Here is a 22,457-nt window from a genome sequence, read left to right as displayed (position 1 = left end):
CTCGAAGGACAAGACCGGGCCGGCCCTGATCTTCGGTCGGGGTGACTGGCGCGCCTTCGTCGCCGGCACCAGGGACGGCGCCTTCGGCCCGGCCTGAGCACCGCGAGGCAGATGACGGGCGGGCCGTCGTCCGGTGCACCACCGGACGACGGCCCGCCCGCGCCGTGCGCAGCCCGGAAATGGCGTCGACCGTTTGGCGCGTCACGATCCGCCGGGAATCCCGTCGCCACATCCGTCCCGCCTCGTTGTACCCGTCGGTACGGCGCCGGTCGACAACCGGCCGCGGGATCGGCAACCGAGCGAGGCAGGCGAGACGGATGACGACGATCGGGTCAGACAACCTCACCAACGGGCCGGGGAAGCCGGAGCGGTTCGGCGGGAAGTACCGGGGGGCGCGCCGCGACACCGTCCTGACCGAGGTGGTCTCGACCGAGCCCGACCTCGACGGCCGGGAGACGGGCGCGCCCGACCAGGCCGGCCCACCGCTCTCGCTGCCGTCGCTCGATCCGAACCCGCTCACCGAGCCGTCGTTCCCCCCGACCGGCTGGTCGCCGGAGGTCGGCGAGTCGCTCGTCGACCATCCGCTGCTGCGGGGCCTGCTCATGGAGTTGCCGCCGAAGGGCAGCGTGCCGCCGCCGGGGTGGCTGGACCGGTGGTTCGAGGCCACCCGGGCCATCCTGGAGCTGCTATACGTGCAGGGGGCGGGCCGCTCGCGCTGACGCCGGCTCCTCCGGCCGGACCGCCCGCAGGGCCGCCGACTGTTCCGGCTGGGCTGCCCGCAGCGCCGCCGGCTGTTCCGGCCACGCGGCTCGCGCCCGCTGCTCCACCCATGCCGCCCGGGCGGGCTGCTCCGGCCACGCGGGCCGCGACGCTGTCGGCTCCTCCGGCCACGCGGGCCGCGACGCTGTCGGCTCCTCCGGCCACGCGGGCCGTGCCGGCTCCTCGGGCCGGGCCCGCTCCGCGAGGCGGTTGTGCCGCAGCGCGTGCCGGATGCCGATCGCGAGGACCACGACCGCGCCGACGGTGATCGCCGGGCCGGTGACACCCGGCGCGGTGAGCAGGTCATCGCCGCCCGCCCCGATGACGGCGGGCACCGCGAGCAGGCCGGCGACCTGCAGCGGAAACCCGACCAGCGGGTGCGCCGCCGCGGCGCGCAGGCCGTGCGGCGCCGGGGTCCCAGGCGCCGAGGCGAACGCTCCGGCGCCCGCCCACAGCCGGCGCACCCGGCGTACGGTGCAGGCCGCGACCACCAGCGCCGGCAGGGCGAGGACGTCGAGCGCGGCGGCCGCCCGATCCGCCGCGGCGCCCCCGGGGCTGAGCAGCCCCGCCGCGAGGACGGCGGCGGTCAGCACCAGGCCGGTGAGCGCCAGGACGAGTAGCCATCCGGCGCGCCGGCGCAGCGCGTACGCCTGATCCACCCGGGGCAGCCCGTCCGCGAGTAGGCCGGCGGCCAGCCACACCGCGGCGATCGGCAACAGGACGGCGAGATGGCTCTCCATATGGACAGCCTTGCCCAGGAGCGCCCTCCGCGAATCCGGGCCGCACCCCCCGTTCACCCCCGACACGCCCCGTAGGGGGGCCATCCTGTCGCGTTATGAAAGATTCGACATGTTTATCTCAGTCACTGTCTCGATCTACTCTCGGCTCGATCGGCAGCCATCGATCTGAGCGGGACCCGCGTCGGGCGGCTGCCGGTCGGAGGGAGGTAGAGAGATGGGCCGTGCCCACAGGTCCGTACTCGTCGGGGTGGCCACGCTGACCATGCTGGCCGCAGCCACGCCGGCGCTGGCCGCCGAGCCGACCGGGACGATCCGGGCGGCAGGCGGCGACACCGCCGTGGCCGACAGCTACATCGTCGTCTTCAAGGACACCGCCGTCACCAGGAACAGCGTCGGTGACAACGCCCACCGCCTGGTCGGGCGGCACGGCGGCACGGTGGCGCGCACGTACGGCGCCGCACTGCGCGGCTTCGAGGTCCGGGTCGACGCGAAGGCCGCCGCGCGGATCGCCGCGGACCCGGCCGTCGCGTACGTCGAGCAGAACCACACGGTCTCGATCAACGGCACCCAGACCAACCCCCCGTCCTGGGGTCTGGACCGGATCGACCAGCGGAACCTGCCGCTGAACAGCTCCTACACCTACCCGAACACCGCGTCCAACGTGCGCGCCTACATCATCGACACCGGCATCCGGTTCACGCACAACGACTTCGGCGGCCGGGCGGTCTCCGGCTACGACGCCGTGGACGGCGGCGCGGCCGACGACTGCAACGGTCACGGCACGCACGTCGCGGGCACGGTGGGCGGCTCCGCCTACGGTGTGGCCAAGAGCGTGCAGCTCGTCGGCGTCCGGGTGCTGAACTGCCAGGGCAGCGGCACGAACGCCCAGGTCGTGGCCGGCATCGACTGGGTGACCGCGAACGCGGTCAAGCCGGCGGTGGCGAACATGAGCCTCGGCGGCTCGGCCAACAGCGCGATCGACACCGCGGTCACCAACTCGGTCAACTCCGGCGTCACGTACGCGGTGGCGGCCGGCAACGGCGACGTCCTGGGCAACCGGCAGAACGCCTGCAACTACTCACCGGCCCGGGTCGCCCCGGCGATCACCGTGGGGGCCACCCAGAACAACGACGCCGCGGCCAGCTTCTCCAACTACGGCACCTGCGTCGACATCCTGGCGCCGGGCGTGAACATCACGTCGGCCTGGTACACGAGCAACACCGCCACGAACACGATCAGCGGCACCTCGATGGCCTCGCCGCACGTCGCCGGCGCCGCGGCCCTCGTGCTCTCGGCCAACCCGACGTGGACGCCGCAGCAGGTGCGCGACAGCCTGGTCAACGACGCCACCCCGAACGTGGTGAGCAACGTGGGCACCGGCACCCCGAACCGCCTGCTGTACGTGGTGAACGGCAGCACGCCCCCGCCGACCAACGACTTCTCGGTCTCGGTGTCGCCGACCTCCGGCTCCACGGCGCCGGGCGGCTCGGTGACCGCGACGGTGGGCACGGCCACGACCAGCGGTTCCGCCCAGTCGGTCAGCCTCTCGGCGAGTGGCCTGCCGAGCGGCGCGACCGCCTCGTTCAGCCCGTCGACGGTGACCTCGGGCGGCTCGTCCACCCTCACGATCACCACCACGGCGAGCACGCCGGCCGGCACGTACCCGGTCACGATCACCGGCACCGGCGCGGCGGGCAGCCGTACGGCCACCTACACGCTGACGGTGACGGGCACGGGTGGCGGCTGCTCCGGCACGAACGGCACCGACGTCACGATCCCGGACACCGGCGCCACGGTGGCCAGCTCGATCGTGATCTCCGGGTGTGGCCGCAACGCCTCGGCCAGCTCGCAGATCGCCGTGAACATCGTGCACACCTACCGCGGTGACCTGGTGATCGACCTCGTCGCCCCGGACGGCTCGTCGTACCGGCTGAAGAACAGCAGCTACTTCGACGGCGCCGACAACGTGAACACGACCTACACCGCCAACCTCTCCAGCGAGGCGGCGAACGGCACCTGGCAGCTGCGGGTGCGTGACGTCTACGCCGGTGACTCCGGCTACCTCAACACCTGGAGCCTGACCCTCTGACCAGCGGCCACGCGGGGCCCTTCCCGGTCGGGAGGGGCCCCGCCCCGTGCTTGGGGCGGGGGTGCCTCCGTCGGGTCAGACCGCGAAGCTGGCGGGTCGTTCCGTGGCCGGCGCGGGCGGGGTCGCCTTCCACAGGCCGACCTTCTGCGCCATCAGGCGGGAGAGGTACGCGGGGTTGAGGATCACGTACCGGCGCCAGAGTCGCTTCGGCTCCAGGCCCAGCCGCCAGAACCACTCCAGGCCGGCGCGCTGCATCCACGAGGGAGGCTTGCGCAGCAGGCCGGCGTGGTAGTCGAAGGCCGCTCCGACCGCCATGAGGGGCATGTCCAGCAGCGGCCGCATGGCGTACGTGAAGACCTCCTGGCGCGGGCAGCCGAGCCCGACCAGCACGAGCCGGGCGCCGCTGGCCCGGATCCGGTCGGCGATCTCCTGGTCCTCGCCCGGCTGCACGGCGCGGAACTTCGACGGCTCCACTCCGGCGATCTTGAGCGCGGGGAACATCCGCTCCAGCGCCGGGATCAGCCGGGACAGGGTCTCCTCGGTGGAGCCGTACAGGTAGACCGGCAGGCCCTCGTCGGCGAACCGGGAGAGCACGTGCAGGGTCAGCGTCGGGCCGTAGACCCGGTCGGTGAGGCCGGCGTGGTGCAGCAGGTTGAGCGCCCACCGCACCGGCTGCCCGTCCGGGGTGACCACGTCGAAGGAGTTGAGCCGGGCGTTGTGCGCGGGGTCGAGCACCCCGGTCATCACGCCGTGCACGGCCAGCGCGGTCAGTGCCAGCGGGCGGCGCTCCTGGGCGGCCGCCACCACCTGCTCCGTCGCCGTGGCGTAGTCCGTGGCGTCCACGAGGACGCCCAGCACGTTCCGCTTCCGCTGCGCCGTCATGCCGAGGGCACCCACTTGTCCACGTTGGCCTCGTAGATCTCCCGCATGATCATGGGTACGTCGTAGACCTGCTTCCACTCGGGGTAGTCGGCCTGGAACGCCTCATTCGAGCCGATCCACCACTTGTGGTCGCCGACCCGGTTCTCCTCGACGTACTCCGAGATCATCTCCTGGCCGGTGATCCGCTCGGCCTCGGCGAACGCCTCCCGCATGGAGGTGTTGGAGTGCCGCCCGCCGCCCAGGTTGTAGACCGCGGCCGGGCGCGGGTTGCGGAAGAAGGCCTCGAACGCGGCGACCACGTCCGAGCTGTGGATCGCATCCCGCACCTGCTTGCCCTGGTAGCCGTAGATGCGGTACGTGCGGCGCTCCATGTTGGCCCGCATCACGTAGCCAAGGAAGCCGTGCAGCTCGGTGGCCGAGTGCGCCGGCCCGGTCAGTGTGCCACCGCGGAAGCAGGCCGTCCGCATGCCGAAGTAGCGGCCGTATTCCTGGACCATCACGTCCGCGGCGACCTTGGAGGCCCCGAAGATCGAGTGCAGGGAGGAGTCGATCGACATGTCCTCCCGGATGCCCTGCTCGTAGGGGTGCCCGGGCTCGATCTCCCAGCGGGTCTCCAGCTCCACGAAGGGCAGGCTGTTCGGCCGGTCGCCGTAGACCTTGTTGGTCGAGCAGTGGACGACGGGCGCCTCGATGCAGTGCTCGCGGACGTTCTGCAGGACGTTCAGCGTGCCGCCGGCGTTGACGTCGAAGTCGGTGTACGGGTCGCGGACCGCCCAGTCGTGCGACGGCTGCGCCGCGGTGTGGATGACGACGGCGATGTCGGCGCCGTAGTGCCGGAACACTCCGGCCAGCGCGTCCCGGTCACGGATGTCGATGGCGTGGTGCGTGTACGCCGCGCCCAGCTCGCCGGCCAACCGCTGGACGTTCCAGGCGGTCGACGCCTCGGCGCCGAAGAACCGCTGCCGCATGTCGTTGTCGATGCCGACCACGTCGAGGCCGAGGCCGGCGAAGTGCCGGACCGCCTCGGAACCGATCAGACCGCCCGACCCGGTCACCAACGCGACACTCACACGCCACTCCTGGTCCTTAGGAGGCACAAACCATCGGAGCATAGCGTGACGCGCGGCACGCCCCGATACGTCGCGAGGGCCCCGCGACCTGCGGAGCCCTCGGCTTATGGTGGGGAAGGGGGGAGTTGAACCCCCACGCCCTTTCGGGCACACGGACCTGAACCGTGCGCGTCTGCCATTCCGCCACTTCCCCGTGGCACGACCGGATCACTGTAATCCGCCGACCTCGCCGTCTCCGGCGGGGCCCGGCACATATTACGCTGTCCCGGTCTTCACCACGACCGGTTACCGTTCGTGGCGGACGAAAGAGTAGCACGGCATGAGGTGCCCGTCCGAACGGGCCGGGAGCAGGCGGCCGAGCGGCGTGTGAGCTGCGCGCGCGCCGGCCGGATACCATCATGTCCTCGGGACCCGAGGAGGAGCCGGTGAGCGTGCTGCAACGCTTCGAGAAGCGTCTGGAAGGCCTGGTCGAAGGGGCCTTCGCCAAGGTCTTCAAAGGGGTGGTCCACCCCGTGGAGATCCTCAACGCCATGCAGCGGGAGGCCGAGGCGCACAAGGCCATCCTGGCCGGTGGGCGCACGTTGGTGCCCAACCGCTACGTGATCGATCTCTCGCCGTACGACCACAGTCGGCTGGCGCCGTACGCCGCCGCGCTCGCGCAGGAGCTGGCGCAGTCGCAGGCGGAGTTCATCGGCGAGCAGGCGTGGACGGTCTACGGCGACGTGATCGTCGAGATCGAGCGCGGTGAAGGGCTGGACACGGGCATGTTCCGGGTCACCGCCGAGGTCTACACCGGTGGCGACGTCGCCCCGGCGCCGGCGCCCGGCTACGACGCCGGCCCGCCCGCCTACCCGGCGTACGACCAGGGCGGCGGCTACGGTCCCCCGCCCGGCCACGGCGGCAGCCGCAACGTCCGGCTGGTCTCCGGCGACGGGCGCACCTACCCCTTGCAGATGGGCTCGACGGTCATCGGCCGCGGCGACCAGGCCAACCTGCGCCTGCCCGACGTCGGGATCTCCCGCCGCCACGCGCGGCTGGACTTCGACGGCGGCCAGGTGGTGCTGACCGACCTCGGCTCCACCAACGGCACGATGGTCAACGGCCAGCGGGTCTCCGCCGTCGCCCTCAACCCCGGCGACATGATCCAGCTCGGCACCACGACCCTGACCTTCCGCGTGGACGGCTGATCAGCGTTGCCGGAACTCGTCATCACCGTCGCCCGGTTCGGGTTCCTGATCCTGCTGTGGATCTTCGTGTTCACGGTGGTCGGCGTCATCCGCCGGGACCTCTTCGCGGGTGCCCGTTCGGGCCGGCTGGTGGCCGCGCCCCGGGCGGTCGGCGCCTCGACGGGGCAACAGGCGGCGAGGCCCGCCAAGGTGAAGCGGGGCAGGGCCGCGCACCAACTGGTGGTGACGGCCGGTCAACTGGCCGGCACCCGGATCACCCTGGGTGACGCGCAGATCACCATCGGTCGCGCGGAGGACTCCACCCTGGTGATCACCGACGACTACGCCTCGGCGCGACACGCCCGGCTCGTGCCGCGCGACGGGCAGTGGTTCGTCGAGGACCTCGGCTCGACTAACGGCACCTATCTGGATCGCGCTAAGGTCACCGGACCAACCCCCGTCCCCCTCGGCGTGCCGATCCGGATCGGCCGCACTTCCCTCGAGTTACGGCCATGACTCTGACCCTGCGCTATGCGGCCCACAGCGACCGCGGTCTGATCCGAGACGGTAATCAGGATTCCGTCTACGCCGGGCCGCGGCTACTCGCCGTCGCCGACGGCATGGGCGGCATGGCCGCCGGTGACGTCGCCAGCAACATCGTCATCGGTGCCATGGCGCCGCTCGACGAGGACGTCCCGGGGGACGCCCTCGTCGATGCGTTGCGTTCCGCCGTGGGCACCGCCAACCAGCAGCTCCGCGAAACGGTGGACGCCAACCCGCAGCTGGAGGGGATGGGCACCACGCTCACCGCGACCCTCTTCTCCGGCTCCAAGCTCGGGATGGTGCACATCGGTGACTCGCGGGCCTATCTCCTGCGCAACGGTGAGTTCGCGCAGATCACCAAGGACGACACGTACGTCCAGATGCTCGTCGACGAAGGCCGGATCAGCGCCGAAGAGGCGAGCAGCCACCCGCAGCGGTCGCTGCTGACCCGCGCCCTCGACGGCCGGGACATCGACCCGGAGTACTCGGTACGCCAGGTGCTGCCCGGTGACCGTTACCTGATCTGCAGCGACGGGCTCTCCGGCGTGGTCAGCGCGGACACCATCGCGGAGACCATGCGGGAGTACACCGACCCGCAGCAGTGCGTCGAACGGCTGGTGCAGCTCGCGCTGCGCGGCGGCGGTCCGGACAACATCACCGTGATCATCGCCGACGCCACCGACCAGGACATCGTCGAGGCCACGCCGATCGTGGGTGGCGCCGCCGCCCGGGACCGCGGCATGGCCACCTCGGCCGACAGCTCGACGCCGGCCGCCCGGGCCTCCGCGCTCTCCGCGCCCCGGTCCGCGGCCCCGGACGAGCCCGCCGCGTCCGACGACGACGAGCCGGAGCCGCGCCGGCACCGGCCGGTACGGGCCGCGGCCATGGGCCTGGCGCTGCTGGTGATCCTCGGCGGCGGGCTCTTCGCCGGCTGGAGCTACACCCAGCGGCAGTACTACGTCGGCGCCACCGAGGACGGCCAGGTGGCCGTGTTCCGCGGGATACAGGGCCAGATCGCCGGTCTGGACCTCTCCACCGTGCACTCCACCAGCCCGGCCGAGCTGAACGACCTGACCCTGGCCGCCCAGGAGCAGGTCAAGCAGGGCATCCCCGCCAAGAGCGAGCCGGACGCCGAGCGCCGGCTGGCGGAGCTGACCAGCGACAGCCCGACCAACCCCAACCTGAAGCCGATCTGCCCGTCGACCCCGCTCGTGCCGTCCGGCTCGCCGAGCCCGGCACTGTCCCCGACGGCGGTCGCGACGTCGCCCACCCCGAGTGGCACCGCCGCTGCCGGCGCGCCCGCTGGCGGCAGCCGCGCCCCGAGCGTCGCCGCCACGCCCAGCGCCAGCCCCAGCAACAGCCCGGCCGGCACCGAGCCGACCGGCACGCCCGACGCCCCGCCCTCCGACTCGGCCACGCCGGTGCTCGACCCGGCCACCTGCCGGTCGCCCGAGTGAGCGTCGGCCCGACCCCGAGGACCCTTCCGTGACCGCAGCGGCCACACCGGCAGCCTCGCCCGCCACCACGGGCGAGCAGCCCGGCGTACGCCTGGCCCGGTCCCGGCGTAACGCCGAGCTGTCCCTGCTGGCGCTGGCCATGGTGCTGGTGGCCGCGTACGGGGCGACCGTCGAGGCGAACCTGCTCGACACGGTCACCCCGGACTTCTGGGTGCCCGCCGCCGCCCTGGGTGCGGTCTTCCTCGGCCTGCACCTGGTCATCCGGTTCCTGGCCCCGTACGCCGATCCGGCCCTGCTGCCGGCGGTCGCGCTGCTCAACGGCCTGGGTGTGGGCTTCCTGCGCCGGATCGACCTCAACGACGCCCTCCCTGCGGACCGGGAGACCCTGGCCATCTTCGCGGGCACCGGCGGGCGCCAGCTCGCCTGGACGCTCGTGTCGGTGATCCTCGCGGCCGCCCTCCTCGTGCTGATGCGCGACCACCGTTCGGTCTCCCGGTACGCGTACACCCTGGGCCTCGCCGGCATCGTGCTGGTGATGATCCCGGCGGTGCTGCCGGGCCGGTTCTCCGAGATCAACGGCGCCAAGCTGTGGATCAAGTTCGGCGACGCCTTCTCGATCCAGCCCGGTGAGTTCGCGAAGCTGGCCCTGCTGGTCTTCTTCGCCTACTACCTGGTGCGCAAGCGCGAGGTGCTGTCACTGGCGAGCCGCCGCTTCCTGGGCATCGACTTCCCGCGGGGGCGGGACCTCGGCCCGGTGGTCGTGGTCTGGCTCATCAGCCTCCTGGTCCTCATCTTCGAGAAGGACCTCGGCACCTCGCTGCTGTACTTCGGCATGTTCGTGGTGACGCTCTACATCGCCACCGAACGGGTCAGTTGGCTGCTCATCGGTCTGGTGCTCTTCTTCGGCGGTGCGTACCTCGCGTACATCCTCGGCGACCTGGTCGGCGGGCCGTTCGCCAACTTCTACCTGCGGGCGGAAATCTGGCTGGACCCGTTCGCCGACCCGCACGACAAGGGCTACCAGCTCGTCCAGGGCCTGCTCGCGCTCGGCACCGGCGGCCTGTTCGGCGCCGGCCCGGGCGGCGGCCAGCCGGGCCTCCTGCCCGAGGTGCAGAACGACTTCATCTTCGCGGGCATCGGCGAGGAGATCGGGCTGTTCGGCCTCTCCGCGCTGCTCGTCGTCTACCTGCTGATCGTCGAGCGGGGCCTGCGCGCCGCGTTGGCCGTCCGCGACTCGTTCGGCAAGCTGCTGGCCGGCGGCCTGGCGTTCACCCTCGGCCTCCAGGTGTTCGTGATCGTGGGCGGGATCAGCAAGCTCATCCCGCTCACCGGCCAGACCACCCCGTTCCTCTCCGCCGGTGGCTCCTCGCTGATGGCCAACTGGCTGCTCATCGCGGTGCTGCTGCGCGTCTCCGACGGGGCCCGCCGGCCCGTCACCGGCGGGGGCGGCAAGGTGGCCCGACCGGCCGGCGGCCCGCCGGAGCAGCTGCACGGTGCCCCCACGGAGGTGATCAGGCCGTGAACGCGCCCCTGCGCCGCGCCGGCATCGTCGTCATGATCCTCTTCGGGCTCCTCTTCGCGAACCTGAACTGGATCCAGGCCTACAAGGCCGACGAGTACCGCAACAGCGACTACAACGGCCGGGTCCAGGTCGCCGAGTACGAGCGCAAGCGCGGCAACATCGAGGCCGGCGGCACGGCGCTCGCCACCAGCAAGGAGACCGACGGCGAGCTGAAGTTCCTGCGCACGTACCCGGGCGGCGCGGAGTACGCGCACGTGCTCGGCTACAAGCCGGTGAACCTGGCCGACACCGGCATCGAGCGGATCGAGAACGACTTCCTGGCGGGCACCAGCGACCAGCTGATCGGTGACCGGATCAAGGACATGTTCACCGGCGACCAGACCAGCGGTGGCAACGTCCTGCTCACGCTCTCCAAGAAGGCCCAGAACGTCGCGTACGACGAGCTGCGCGACAACGACCTCGGTGTGAAGCGGGGCGCGGCGATCGCCATCGACCCGCGCACCGGCGCGGTGCAGGCGCTGGTCTCCATGCCCAGCTTCGACCCGAACCCGCTCGCCAGCCACGACCCGAAGAAGGCCTCGGCGGCGTACAACCAGCTGGAGCAGGACCCGGACGGCCCGCTGAAGAACCGGGCCCTCTCGGAGACCCTGCCGCCCGGCTCCACCTTCAAGATCGTGGTGGCCGCCGCGGCGCTGGAGAACGGGATCGGCAAGGAGACGGAGATCAAGGCCGGCTCCAGCTACACCCCGCCGACCTCGGGCACCCCGATCCGCAACGCGGCCGCGTCGATCTGCCCCGAGTCGCAGGTCACCCTCATGGAGGCCGTCACCGAGTCGTGCAACACCGGTTTCGCGCAGCTCGGTGTGCGGCTCGGCGCCGACGCGATCAAGGAGAAGGCCCGGCAGTTCGGCTTCGAACAGGACGACCTGACCGTCGGCCAGCTCGGCGAGGACGGCCTGACCGTGGCGGCCAGCCGGACGGGCGACATGACGGCGCCGGACGGGGCCACCGACCCCGCCGCGCTGGCCCAGTCCTCGATCGGCCAGCGTGACGTCCGGATGACCCCGTTGCAGGGCGCGCTGATCGCCGCCTCGGTGGCCAACGGCGGCAGCCAGATGCGGCCGTACCTGATCAAGCAGCTCCTCGGGCCGGACCGGACCACGGTCTACGACGCCGCGAAGCCGCGCGAGCTGCGCCGCCCGGTGAGCGACCAGGTCGCCGGCGACCTGCGCGACATGATGGTCAGCGTCGTCGAGAACGGTACGGGCCGGAAGGCCGCCATCAACGGGTACACGGTCGGCGGCAAGACCGGCACGGCCCAGTCGGCGCCGGACCGGCCCGACCACGGCTGGTTCATCGGCTTCGCGCTGGACAAGAACGGCACGCCGGTCTCGGCGGTCTGTGTGGAACTGGAGCAGGCCGGCCCGGGCGGCAGCGCCGAGGCCGCGCGGATCGCCGGCCTGATCATGCGAGCGGCCATCAACGATCCCGGGGGCCGCTGACATGCTCAGCCCCGGGGTCCAGCTCGGCAACCGCTACCGCCTCGACGAGCGGATCGCCAGCGGTGGCATGGGCGACGTGTGGCGCGGCACCGACCAGGTGCTGGGCCGTACGGTCGCCGTGAAGAGCCTGCTCCCGGCGCTGCTCGACGAGCCGGGCTTCGCCGAGCGGTTCCGCGGCGAGGCCCGCACCATGGCGACCATCAACCACCCCGGGGTCGTGGACGTCTACGACTTCGGCAACGACCAGCAGATCGCCTTCCTCGTGATGGAGTACGTCGAGGGCGACCCGCTGTCGGCCACCCTGAGCCGGGTCGGCCGGCTGACCCCGGCCCGGACGATGGCCCTGGTCGCCCAGGCCGCCGACGCGCTGCACGCCGCCCACGAGAAGGGCATCGTGCACCGCGACGTGAAGCCCGGCAACCTGCTGGTCCGGCCGAACGGCACGCTGGTGCTCACCGACTTCGGCATCGCCCGCTCCGACCTGGTCGGGCAGCTCACGGCGGCCGGCTCGGTGCTCGGCACGGCCTCGTACATCTCGCCCGAGCAGGCGATGGGCCAGGTCGCCACGCCCGCCTCCGACGTCTACGCGCTGGGCGTGGTCGCGTACCAGTGCCTCGCCGGCCGGCGCCCGTTCGAGGGGGACAATCCGCTCGAAATAGCCATGAAGCACGTCCAGGAGACGCCTCGGTCGCTGCCGGCCGACATCCCGCCGCAGGTACGGGTGATCGTCGAGCGCGCCCTGGCCAAGGATCCGACGGCTCGCTGGCCGAGCGCCGCGGCCCTGTCCGGGGTGGCCCGCCAGGCCAAGGCCGCGCTGTCCCAGCAGGCCCGCACCGGCGGTCAGTCCCGGCCGATCTCCGGCGTGCCCGCCTCCCCGGCCCCCGCGCCGGGGCGTGCCCAGGTGCCACCGCCGCAGCAGGCACGCCCACCGGCCGTCGCGCAACGGCCGCCGACCGCCGCACCGCCGCCGCGTCCGGCCGCCACGGCACCCCGCCCCGGCGCCGCCGCGCCCGTGCAGCCCGCGCGGCCCACCGTGGTCGCACCGGCCGCCGTGGCGCAGCCCCGGCCACCCCTGGCCCAGGCCGGCTACCCGCGGGGCGCCGCGTCGGTGCCGCCGGCCCAGGCCCGGCAGGAGCCGGCGCCGGCGTACGTGCGGCAGCCCGGCCCGGCGATGCCGGCGCCCGAGGCCGGCCGGTCCCGGCCCGGGATGGTCCTCGTGGCCGTCCTCCTGGCCGTACTGGTCCTGCTCTGCTCCGGCGTGATTTCCTACAAGCTGCGGAAGAGCGCGCAGGCCGGCGATCCCGGCGCGTTCAGGCCGCCGACCGTGACGTCCGGCGCGCTCGCGGCCGACGGACGCGACGATCTGACCGTGACGTCGTACCGTCGCAAGGAGCGGCTCCGGCCGGCGAGCGGCGAGACGACGACGAGCGAAGGACGACAGACGCGATGACAGCGCAGGCCCGCCTGCTGGGTGGCAGGTACCAGGTCGGCGAGCTGCTCGGCTACGGCGGCATGGCTGAGGTGCACCGCGGTCGCGACCTCCGGCTCGGTCGGGACGTCGCGATCAAGATGCTCCGTACGGACCTCGCCCGCGACGCCACCTTCCAGATGCGGTTCCGGCGGGAGGCGCAGAACGCCGCCTCGCTGAACCACCCGGCGATCGTGGCCGTCTACGACACCGGTGAGGAGACCGCGCCGACCGGCGAGACACTGCCGTTCATCGTGATGGAGTTCGTCAACGGGCGGACCCTCAAGGAGGTGCTCGGCGCCGAGGGGCGGCTCCAGCCCCGCCGGGCGCTGGAGATCTGCGCCGACGTGTGCGCGGCCCTGGAGTTCAGCCACCGGCACGGCATCATCCACCGGGACATCAAGCCCGGCAACGTGATGCTGACCCAGACCGGCCAGGTCAAGGTCATGGACTTCGGCATCGCCCGGGCCCTGGCCAGCGGTGCCACCACCATGACGCAGACCAGCGCGGTGATCGGCACGGCGCAGTACCTCTCGCCCGAGCAGGCGCGGGGCGAGGCCGTCGACGCCCGGTCCGACGTCTACGCGGCCGGCTGCGTCCTCTTCGAGCTGCTCTGCGGCCACCCGCCGTTCGTCGGGGACAGCCCGGTCAGCGTCGCCTACCAGCACGTACGGGAGGCGCCGCCGACGCCGAGCGACATCAACCCGGACGTGAACCCCGCGGTCGACGCGATCGTGCTCAAGGCGCTGTCGAAGAACCCGCTCAACCGCTACCAGAGCGCCGCCGAGATGCGGGCCGACCTGCTCCGCGCCGCCGCCGGCCGGCCGGTGCTCGCCACGCCGGTGATGCGCGAACACGAGACGATGCCGATGGCGCCGGCCGCCGCGGTCCCGGCGTACCCGGCCGGCGGCGGAGCCGCGCCGCCCACCGGCCAGATCCCGGCCCGGGTAGGCGACCCGCGCCGCCGCCGGGCGTCGTCCTGGCTGATCGCCACGTTCGCCGCGGTCGGCGTGCTCGCGGTGATCGCCCTGGTCGCCGCGCTCCTGTGGGACCGGCAGGGCGAGGAACTGGGGACGGTGCCCGCGCTCACCGGCAAGACGCAGGCGCAGGCGTTCCAGGAGATCCAGAACGCCGGCTTCGCGCCGCAGGTCGGCGAGCAGGTGCAGAACACGACCTGCAAGAAGGGCACGGTCGTCAACCAGGACCCGGCGCCGAACACCCAGCTGGAGCCGAGCCGGACGGTGACGGTCCAGATCTGCGGCGGCCCCAGCATGAAGCAGATCCCGAGCGGCCTGGTCGGCGGGACGTACGAGAGCGCCAAGCGGGAGCTGGACGGGCTGGGTCTCACGGTCAAGCGCGTCGAGGAGAACAGCGCGAAGGAGAAGGACACCGTCCTCAAGGTGGCGCCCGCCGCCGGCACGCAGGTGCCGGAGGGCAGCGAGGTGACGCTCACCGTCTCCAAGGGCAACGTGGGTAAGGTGCCGCGGGTCATCGGCTCGACCGCGGAGGACGCGCAGGAGGAGCTGGAGGACGCCGGCTACCGGGTCGAGGTCCGGGACGGCGACGAGGTGCCCGCTGACCAGGCCGGTCGTGTCCAGCGGCAGAGCCCGGGCGCGGGTGAGAACCTGGAGCGGGGCAAGACGGTGGTCATCGAGGTGGGCATCCCCGAGCCGTCGGCGCCGCCCACCAGCACGTCGCCCACCCCCACACCAACGGCGACGCCGACCACGCCGGGCACCGGCGGTGGCCTCCCGGTGTTCCCGCCCCCGTCCAACTACCCCTGGAACGACTGACCCCGGGTCTCCCGCCGGCCCCGCTCCGGCCCCCGTCACCGCGCGGTGATCATGAAGTTATTGTCCCGACACGCCGATGTGGCGGGCAATAACTTCATGATCACCGGGGAGCCGGCGGGGGAGGCGGGACGGCCGGGGGGCCGGGTTAGGCGGCGGCGAAGGCGGCTCGGCGGCGGGCGTCGACCTCGGCAGCCAGCGCCGGGGCACGCTCCAGCGCCTCTGGATGCCCGCACGCCGCGAGCCAGTTGGCCAGCATGAGGTGACCGCCCTCGGTGAGTACCGACTCCGGGTGGAACTGCACGCCCTCGATCGGCAGGCTGCGGTGCCGCATCGCCATCACGACCCCCGAGCCGGTCCAGCCGGTGACCTCCAGCTCCTCCGGCAGCGTCTCGGGGACCACGGCCAGCGAGTGGTAGCGGGTCGCGGTGAACGGGTCGGGGAGGCCGGCCAGGACACCGACCGACTGGTGCCGGACCTCGGACGTCTTGCCGTGCAGCAGTTCGGGGGCGCGCGCCACGGTCGCGCCGAAGGCCTCGCCGATGGCCTGGTGACCGAGGCACACACCGAAGATCGGCAGCTCCCCGGCGTACTGGCGGATCACGTCGAGGCAGATGCCGGCCCGGTCCGGGCTGCCCGGCCCCGGCGACAGGAGGATCCCGGCCGCGCCGACCTTCCCCACCTCGGCGACGTCGATCTCGTCGTTGCGGCGGACCTCGCACTCCACGCCGAGCTGGCCGAGGTACTGCACGAGGTTGAACACGAACGAGTCGTAGTTGTCGATCACCAGGACGCGCATGGACTCACCGGCTCGGAGAGGGGGGCGGGGTGTTGTTCCGGTCAGTCTCGTACGGCAGGTCGTGCTCGTCGCCCGCCGGGGCGTCGTCACCAGGGATCGCGTCGCCCGCCGGGTCACCGGTCACGTCGGCGTCCTGGGTCACCTGCACGTCGTCGAAGGGGAGCAGCGGCTCCGCCCACGGGAAGACCACGTACCAGAGCAGGGCCACCGTGGCGGCGAGCAGCAGCACCGACCCCGTGAGCTTCCCGACCAGGCCGAACGGGAGCTTGCGCCAGATCCACGCGTACATCCGTCAGACTCCCAGCTCCGCCGGACGGCCCTCGGACTTCGGCTGGGTCCGGTCCAGCTCGGCGTGGATGATCAGCCGCTGGTAGTTGTCGAACTTCGGGTTGCACGTGGTGAGCGTGAGCATCCGCCGGGTCGCCTTCTCACCCGGCTTGCCCGGCACGGGCGCCACCACCTCGACCTGGGTGGGCTTCACGATGCGGGTCTGCGAGACCTTGTAGACGTACCACTCGGTCTTGCCCTCGACGACGATCGCGTCGCCGTTGTCGAGCTCGTCCAGCCGCCAGAACGTGGCGCGGTTCCGGTGCCCGGCGACGGCGAAGTTGCCGACCTGGCCCGGCATGGCGCTCTTCGGGTAGTGCCCCGGGGCGTACCGGATGTCGGCCTGGGTGACGCCCTCGACGACGACCCAGTTCTTGTCCAGCTTCGGGATGTAGAGACCCGCGATCGGCTTGCCGTGCACCGGTGGGCTCGGCTTGGCTGACGGGCTGGCCGAGGTCGAGGCGGAGACGGTGGGATCACCGGTCGGCCCCCACGCCTGGGCCAACTGCTGGCTGAGGTCGTTCTGGTGGGCGTCGACGATCGCCGACTTGCCCCAGACCTCGTAGCCGGCGAAGAGCAGCACCACGAGGCCGAAGGTGATCAGGACCTCGCCGCTGACGCGCAGCCCGGCGCGGATGCGCGAGGCGAGCGACGGCCGGGTCAGCTCCGAGTAGACGCTCTTGTAGCCCTCGCCGGTCTGCTCCGGTCGGAGCTGGACCACCCGCTCGCCCCGCCGCGGGCGCGGCGGCTCGCCGGGTACGGGATCGGCCGGGTCGTCGGTCTCCGGCGGCTTGGGCACCGCGCCCATCAATGCCGTGGAATCGAGCGCCGGGTGCCGGGGCGGCGCGCCGCCGGCGGAAATCGTCGGGATCAGCGCGGTGGCGCCGGGATCGGCGGACGGCGGGACCGGCCCGCCCGGTTGACCGGAGGGGGCCGGTGCGGCCGAAGTCCGGTCGGCGCGGGACGCGACCGGCGGGATGAACGCCGTCGGCCCCTCGGTGGCACCGGATCCGGGGTTGCCGGGTGGGCCACCGGCGACCGCGCCGGCGGTGGGGGGCTGCTCCGGCGAGGCGGCCCGGGGCAGGCCACCGCCCGGCCGACCGGGGTCGGACCCGGCGGCGGCGCGGGTCGGGAGCGCATCCGGAGCGGCCGGGCGCACGGGGATGTCCCCCGGGTAGCGCTGGCCGCCGGGAACGTCCGCCGCGTATCGCTGGCCGCCGGAGGCGTCCGCCGGGTAGCGCTGGGCGGCCGGGGCGTCGGTAGGGGCGGGGCCGCCGGCCGGAGAGGCGTGCCGCGGGTCGCGGGGGTCTCCGACGGCGCTGTCGCCGGGGTACGCGGACGGCGCCGGAGGACCGGCGGGCGACGTCGGGCGGCCGAATCCTCGGGGGTCGGCCGCCGGCGACGTGGGCGCGCTCGCCGGGGACACCGGCGCTCCGTACCCGGGGTGGACAGGCCCGTCGGCCGCCGACGGTGGCGAGGCGTGGTCGGCCGCGGGAGCGGACCGGAACGGCAGGTCGGGCCCGGGACGGGTCGGGGCGGCGCCGGGCCACGGCGGCGGAGGCGCGGGCGACAGCGGTGCGGGCGGTTGCGGCGCGGGCGGCCGGTCGACCGGCGCGCGCGATGGCAGGACCGGGTCGGGCCAGGCACCCCGCGAGCGGCGCGGGGCCTGCTCGCCGCGGTCGACCTTGGGCAGGAACGCGGTCTGGTCGTCGCTGGGATCCCGGTGCCGGCCGTCGGGCCGGTCCTCCTCAGTCACCGGGCACCGTCGCCGAGCGCAGGGCGGTCGAATCCTCGAACGCCGGCACGGTCACCGTCGATACGTTCTCCCGGTAACCGAGCTGGTAATGGTCGACCGCGTCCTTGAACAACCGGACTCCCTGGGACTCGGCGAGTGCCTGCTGCATGGCAGTCGGATCGCCGATCGCTACGATCTTGAATGGTGGGGAGTACACCCGGCCGTGCAGCAGCAGGGTGTTACCGACGCAGCGTACCGCGCTGGTGGCTAGCACGCGGACGTTCATGATTGACATTGCCTCGGCCCCGCCGGCCCACAGGGCATTCACCACCGCCTGGACGTCCTGCTGGTGCACCACCAGGTCGTCGTTGCTCACCCCTTCGGGCAGGCGCTGGTCACTGCGGCGCGGCGCGTCATTGAGCTCGACTGTCATGCCGATGCCGGTCAGGGCGGTGAAACCGGCGGCCTGGCGGGTGCCGGCGGCCCGCTCCTGCTGCGTCTTGATCGGGCCGTCCTGCTCGGCGAGCGCGTCGGTCCGTTCCTCGACGTCCTGCCGCAGCGCGGCGGCCCGCTGCTCACTGGCGGCGACCTGCTGCCGGCGTTCCTCGATCAACTGGTTGAGCTGGGGGCGCCGGTCCTCACGCAGCGCGGTGCCGCCGGCGGTCGTCGCGGTGGTGGTGAAGAGCAGCCCGGCCGCGGCGGCGATCAGCGGCACCCCGACCGACCAGCCCGGCCGTCGTTGCCGCGGGCGCCGTGGCAGCAGCCCGGCGACGGCGCGCCGGAGCACCTTCTGCCAGGAGGCCGCGCCGGATGTGTACTCCACCGAGCGTTCCTTCCCGTCGTTCCGCGTCGGCTCGCGACCGCCGGAGCGGCGTGGTGACCTGGAACACTCCACCCTTTCCGGTCACTCCGCGCACCCGCCTGACCCCATTCGTGGATTGGGCGGGCCTTCCGGACTACGCTAGCTGTCGAACATTATTGGCCATGGACCGTCGCCCCCGCGCCCGGTTGTCAGGCCGGACGAGGTCGTAATAACCCCCTCTGGAGAGCGTCGTGCCCAAGTCTCAGGTCCGTAAGAAGAAGGTGTACACCCCCCCGACGGACGTGCGCCCGACGGCGACGGCGGCGACGCGCAAGCCTAGCCCGGTCTGGCTGCCGATCACGGCGGTCGCGCTCATCGTCGTCGGCATCGCCTGGCTGGTGGTCTACTACCTGTCCGAGCAGGCCTACCCGGTCATGTCGTGGGGCTACTGGAACCTCGCGGTGGGCTTCGGCGCGATGGTCGCCTCCCTGATCCTTCTCTCCCGCTGGCGCTGACCCGGCGCCCGGCGGGCCGCCCCGGCCACGGGGCCGATCCACGTCACTCGACGCCGCCCCTGCCCGGCACGGCCGGGCGGGGCACCCTATGGTGTGCGCAGGGGCGGCGTGGCCCGTGCGAGAAGACTCACGTTACCGCTGGGTAACCTTGCGCGTAGGCTGCACTGCATGACCGAGCGGAGCCCGGTCATCGACCGGTCCGGTCGAGGGTGCGGCAGCGGCGGCTCGCCGATCGTGCCCTGACCCGGCCCCGGTCGCCGAGCCGTTGGACAGGCAGCAGACCGGGGAGGCCAACGCGATGGGCAGCGTCCAGATCGTCACCACGATCCTCGCGGCCGCCATCACCGCCGTGGCGGTGTGGCTTGCGGTACGCGCGGTCATGAAGATGACGGCCGTCATCCGGCTCGGGCAGCCCGCGCCGGAGCGGTTCACCGACAAGGGCGCCCGCACCAGGAAGATGCTGGTGGAGACCGCCGGTCACACCCGCATGCTCAAGTGGAGCGTGGTGGGCGCGGCGCACTGGTTCGTGATGGTCGGTTTCATCGTGCTGTCGCTGCTGGTGCTCGAGGCGTACTTCGAGGTGGTCACCCCCGGCGGTGGGCTGCCGATCATCGGGCATTGGACGATCTTCGGTCTGGCCACCGAGTGGATCGGGATCCTGGGCCTGGCCGGCATCCTCGTGCTGATGGCGATCCGCCTGCGCAACCGGCCCACCCGGCCGGGCGGCCGCTCCCGGTTCACCGGCTCGACCATGTGGCAGGGCTACTTCGTCGAGTGGGTCGTGCTGCTGGTCCTGATCTTCGGCTTCGTGATCCGCGGCTTCAAGGTCGCCACCGACCACTTCGAGTACCCGGTGTGGGCCACCCCGCTGAGCCACGCGGTCGGCGCCGCGCTCCCCGCCTGGACGGCCGGTGTCAGCGTCGCGGCCCTCATCAAGATCGCCATCTCGATGACCTGGCTCATCGTGATCTCGCTGAACGTCACCATGGGCGTCGCCTGGCACCGCTTCCTGGCGTTCCCGAACATCTTCTTCAAGCGCGAGCCCGCGAAGGCGGCCGGCTCCGGCCTGGGCGCGCTGCGGCCCATGATGAGCGACGGCAAGCCCCTCGACTTCGAGGAGGCCGACCCGGAGAAGGACCAGTTCGGCGTCGCCCAGGTGGAGCAGTTCACCTGGAAGGGCCTGCTCGACTTCAGCACCTGCACCGAGTGCGGCCGCTGCCAGTCGCAGTGCCCGGCCTGGAACACCGGCAAGCCCCTCTCCCCGAAGCTGCTCGTGCTGAGCCTGCGCGACCACGCGTACGCGAAGGCGCCCTACCTGCTGGCCGGCGGCGGCAAGGACCTGACCGGCGAGGAGAAGGCGACCGCCGCGCAGCTCGCCCACGTCGACGTGCTCGCCCTCGCCGAGGCGGACAAGCCGCTCATCGGTACGGCCGAGGAGGGCGGGGTCATCGACCCGGACGTGCTCTGGTCCTGCACCACCTGCGGCGCCTGTGTCGAGCAGTGCCCGGTGGACATCGAGCACGTGGACCACATCGTCGACATGCGCCGCTACCAGGTGCTCATCGAGTCGAGCTTCCCGTCCGAGGCCGGCGTCATGCTGCGCAACCTGGAGAACAAGGGCAACCCGTGGGGCGCGCCGCAGAACACCCGCGAGGACTGGACCAAGGGCCTCGACTTCGAGGTACCCCGGGTCGGCGAGGTGGACGACTTCGAGTACCTCTTCTGGGTCGGCTGCGCCGGCGCGTTCGAGGACCGGGCGAAGAAGACCACCCGCGCGGTCGCCACGCTCCTGCACGAGGCCGGGGTGTCGTTCGCGATCCTGGGCGAGGGTGAGACCTGCTCGGGTGACCCGGCCCGCCGGATCGGCAACGAGTTCGTCTTCCAGATGCTCGCCCAGCAGAACGTGGAGACGCTGAACGAGGCGTTCGAGGGGCGGGAGAAGAGCAAGCGCAAGATCGTCGCCACCTGCCCGCACTGCTTCAACACGCTGGGCAACGAGTACGGGCAGCTCGGCGGCGAGTTCGAGGTCGTGCACCACACCCAGCTGCTGGCGCACCTGGTCGCCACCGGCAAGCTCACGCCGGTGCAGCCGGTCGACGGTGGGGTCACCTACCACGACCCCTGCTACCTGGGCCGGCACAACCGGGTCTTCGCGCCGCCGCGTGAGGTGCTCGGTACGGCGATCGCCGGCGAGCTCACCGAGATGCCCCGCAACAGCGAGCGCTCCTTCTGCTGCGGCGCCGGCGGCGCCCGGATGTGGATGGAGGAGAAGATCGGCAAGCGGATCAACGTGGAGCGGGTCGAGGAGGCCATGGCGACCGGGGCGAAGACGGTCGCGGTGGGCTGCCCGTTCTGCTCGACGATGCTCAGCGACGGGGTGAACGGCAAGGGTGCCGGCGAGCAGGTCGAGGTGATCGACGTGGCGAGCGTGCTGCTCCGGTCCGTCCGGCCGGAGCAGGCCCAGGGCGACAAGGAGGCCGAGCCGGTCGCCGGCTGATCCTCGTCGGCGCGACCGTGAGCGGCCCGCCGTACGCCCGACGACAGCACATCCGACGGCGGTGGCACCCCGGTGCCACCGCCGTCGGCGTCGGGTGGGTCAGGAGCCTGCCGTGGTGACGATGGCCGCCGTGGTGGCGGCGCTGGTGGCCGCCATCACCGCCGCCTGCGTCTCCATGATCGCCCGTCGTGTCGCGTCGGACGCCCAGCTGCCCTCGGAGATCTCCGCGAGCCGTCGCTTGACCTGGTCCTTCGGCAGGTCCCGGAACAGCTTGCGGTCGAGGCCGACGGCGCGGCTCAGGCTGATGAGGGCGGCCGTCCGCGGCTCCACCGGGCCCTGCGCCGCCATGGCGGCGAGCATCCGCCGCCGGGCGTCCGCCTCCACGGCCGGCTCGGCGCCGGTCGGGGAGGGGTAGCGGGTACGCGGGAAGACCCAGAGCACCCTGTCGGACTCGCGGCGCAGCACACCGGCGTCGACCAGCCCGTCCAGCACCCGCTCCGGCAGGCCCTTGGCGAGCCGGCCCACCCAGTCCTTCGGCTTGCGGCGCTTCTCGTCGGACGCGATGCGGGTCAGCGCGTCGTCCAGCAGCGGTACGCCGAGCGGCTCGGCGCCGGTGACGGACACGCGGCCGTCGGTGACCGCCAACCGCCCGGCGAGCGCGAGGTCGAGCAGCAGCGCGCCGGCCAGGCCGTAGCCGAGGTGCGGGCTGCCAAGCCGGTTGACGCCCGCGTCGTCGTGGCCGAGCAGGGCCAGTTCGTGTGCGAGGGTGAGGTCCGCCATGACCCGACCGTAAC

The 22,457-nt window shown here is 72.5% G+C and carries 20 protein-coding genes and 1 tRNA gene; 12 read left to right on the top strand and 9 right to left on the bottom strand.

The window, feature by feature from the left end:
* Together D7193_RS32825 and D7193_RS32820 are read left to right on the top strand one after the other, a co-directional pair.
* On the top strand, window positions 1-97 hold a 97-nt coding region (locus D7193_RS32825), incomplete at its 5' end, for a DUF397 domain-containing protein (RefSeq protein WP_147434489.1).
* A gap of 220 nt (window positions 98-317) precedes the next feature.
* Window positions 318-719: a hypothetical protein gene (locus D7193_RS32820; RefSeq protein ID WP_120783564.1), complete on the top strand. Its 402-nt coding sequence runs from the start codon at window positions 318-320 to the stop codon at window positions 717-719.
* Here D7193_RS32820 and D7193_RS32815 read toward each other — a convergent pair.
* Window positions 687-1,499 (bottom strand): hypothetical protein, encoded by an 813-nt coding sequence (locus D7193_RS32815; protein ID WP_241563732.1) that lies wholly within the window; start codon window positions 1,497-1,499, stop codon window positions 687-689. The genes D7193_RS32820 and D7193_RS32815 overlap by 33 nt on opposite strands.
* 214 nt (window positions 1,500-1,713) lie before the next feature.
* Between D7193_RS32815 and D7193_RS32810 the strand changes: the two genes are divergently transcribed.
* Entirely contained in the window at window positions 1,714-3,588 is a 1,875-nt protein-coding gene (locus D7193_RS32810) for a S8 family peptidase (protein ID WP_120783563.1), read from the top strand.
* 75 nt (window positions 3,589-3,663) lie between these two features.
* Here the strand turns inward: D7193_RS32810 and D7193_RS32805 are convergent, their stop codons facing one another.
* The 3 genes from D7193_RS32805 to D7193_RS32795 form a co-directional block, all read right to left on the bottom strand.
* Window positions 3,664-4,470 carry a WecB/TagA/CpsF family glycosyltransferase gene (locus tag D7193_RS32805; protein ID WP_120783571.1) on the bottom strand — a complete coding sequence of 269 codons (807 nt, stop codon included), beginning with the start codon at window positions 4,468-4,470 and terminating at the stop codon, window positions 3,664-3,666.
* A complete protein-coding gene (locus D7193_RS32800) occupies window positions 4,467-5,582 on the bottom strand; it encodes an NAD-dependent epimerase/dehydratase family protein (RefSeq protein ID WP_174242806.1) in 1,116 nt (371 codons plus the stop codon). The genes D7193_RS32805 and D7193_RS32800 overlap by 4 nt, the downstream gene beginning before the upstream one ends.
* Before the next feature lie 65 nt (window positions 5,583-5,647).
* Window positions 5,648-5,733, bottom strand: a tRNA-Leu gene (locus D7193_RS32795).
* A 205-nt stretch (window positions 5,734-5,938) separates the two neighbouring features.
* Between D7193_RS32795 and D7193_RS32790 the strand changes: the two genes are divergently transcribed.
* From D7193_RS32790 to pknB, 7 genes are read left to right on the top strand one after another with little or no spacing between them, the layout of a single operon-like run.
* Complete coding sequence (locus tag D7193_RS32790; RefSeq protein WP_120783561.1) at window positions 5,939-6,727, top strand: FhaA domain-containing protein; 789 nt, start codon at window positions 5,939-5,941, stop codon at window positions 6,725-6,727.
* Between the two features lie 6 nt (window positions 6,728-6,733).
* Window positions 6,734-7,222 (top strand): FHA domain-containing protein FhaB/FipA, encoded by a 489-nt coding sequence (locus D7193_RS32785; RefSeq protein WP_120783560.1) that lies wholly within the window; start codon window positions 6,734-6,736, stop codon window positions 7,220-7,222.
* Entirely contained in the window at window positions 7,219-8,706 is a 1,488-nt protein-coding gene (locus D7193_RS32780; protein WP_120783559.1) for a PP2C family protein-serine/threonine phosphatase, read from the top strand. Before D7193_RS32785 ends, D7193_RS32780 begins: the two co-directional genes overlap by 4 nt.
* A gap of 28 nt (window positions 8,707-8,734) precedes the next feature.
* The gene (locus D7193_RS32775) at window positions 8,735-10,228 is read left to right on the top strand and encodes an FtsW/RodA/SpoVE family cell cycle protein (protein WP_120783558.1); all 1,494 of its coding nucleotides are present in this window, start codon (window positions 8,735-8,737) and stop codon (window positions 10,226-10,228) included.
* On the top strand, window positions 10,225-11,730 hold the full coding sequence (locus D7193_RS32770) for a peptidoglycan D,D-transpeptidase FtsI family protein (RefSeq protein ID WP_120783557.1): 1,506 nt from the start codon (window positions 10,225-10,227) through the stop codon (window positions 11,728-11,730). Before D7193_RS32775 ends, D7193_RS32770 begins: the two co-directional genes overlap by 4 nt.
* A gap of 1 nt (window position 11,731) precedes the next feature.
* A complete protein-coding gene (locus D7193_RS32765; protein WP_120783556.1) occupies window positions 11,732-13,180 on the top strand; it encodes a serine/threonine-protein kinase in 1,449 nt (482 codons plus the stop codon).
* On the top strand, window positions 13,177-14,991 hold the full coding sequence (gene pknB / locus D7193_RS32760) for a Stk1 family PASTA domain-containing Ser/Thr kinase (protein ID WP_120783555.1): 1,815 nt from the start codon (window positions 13,177-13,179) through the stop codon (window positions 14,989-14,991). The genes D7193_RS32765 and pknB overlap by 4 nt, the downstream gene beginning before the upstream one ends.
* A gap of 145 nt (window positions 14,992-15,136) precedes the next feature.
* Here the strand turns inward: pknB and D7193_RS32755 are convergent, their stop codons facing one another.
* From D7193_RS32755 to D7193_RS32740, 4 genes are read right to left on the bottom strand one after another with little or no spacing between them, the layout of a single operon-like run.
* Entirely contained in the window at window positions 15,137-15,787 is a 651-nt protein-coding gene (locus D7193_RS32755) for an aminodeoxychorismate/anthranilate synthase component II (RefSeq protein ID WP_120783554.1), read from the bottom strand.
* Window positions 15,788-15,791: 4 nt separating this feature from the next.
* Complete coding sequence (locus D7193_RS32750; protein ID WP_120783553.1) at window positions 15,792-16,076, bottom strand: hypothetical protein; 285 nt, start codon at window positions 16,074-16,076, stop codon at window positions 15,792-15,794.
* Between the two features lie 3 nt (window positions 16,077-16,079).
* The gene (locus tag D7193_RS34685; protein WP_174242805.1) at window positions 16,080-17,870 is read right to left on the bottom strand and encodes a class E sortase; all 1,791 of its coding nucleotides are present in this window, start codon (window positions 17,868-17,870) and stop codon (window positions 16,080-16,082) included.
* On the bottom strand, window positions 17,863-18,672 hold the full coding sequence (locus D7193_RS32740) for a DUF881 domain-containing protein (protein WP_120783552.1): 810 nt from the start codon (window positions 18,670-18,672) through the stop codon (window positions 17,863-17,865). Before D7193_RS32740 ends, D7193_RS34685 begins: the two co-directional genes overlap by 8 nt.
* 230 nt (window positions 18,673-18,902) lie before the next feature.
* Here D7193_RS32740 and D7193_RS32735 point away from each other — a divergent pair, with 230 nt between their 5' ends.
* Together D7193_RS32735 and D7193_RS32730 are read left to right on the top strand one after the other, a co-directional pair.
* Window positions 18,903-19,166 carry a cell division protein CrgA gene (locus D7193_RS32735; RefSeq protein WP_120783551.1) on the top strand — a complete coding sequence of 88 codons (264 nt, stop codon included), beginning with the start codon at window positions 18,903-18,905 and terminating at the stop codon, window positions 19,164-19,166.
* Window positions 19,167-19,464: 298 nt separating this feature from the next.
* Complete coding sequence (locus D7193_RS32730; RefSeq protein WP_120783569.1) at window positions 19,465-21,663, top strand: (Fe-S)-binding protein; 2,199 nt, start codon at window positions 19,465-19,467, stop codon at window positions 21,661-21,663.
* Window positions 21,664-21,762: 99 nt separating this feature from the next.
* Here D7193_RS32730 and D7193_RS32725 read toward each other — a convergent pair whose 3' ends face one another.
* Window positions 21,763-22,443 (bottom strand): GOLPH3/VPS74 family protein, encoded by a 681-nt coding sequence (locus D7193_RS32725; protein ID WP_120783568.1) that lies wholly within the window; start codon window positions 22,441-22,443, stop codon window positions 21,763-21,765.
* Window positions 22,444-22,457 lie beyond the last annotated feature (14 nt).

It is taken from the genome of Micromonospora costi, assembly GCF_003626655.1.
Taxonomy (GTDB): Bacteria; Actinomycetota; Actinomycetes; order Mycobacteriales; family Micromonosporaceae; genus Micromonospora; species Micromonospora costi.
This window is presented reverse-complemented; position numbering and strand designations above follow the sequence as displayed.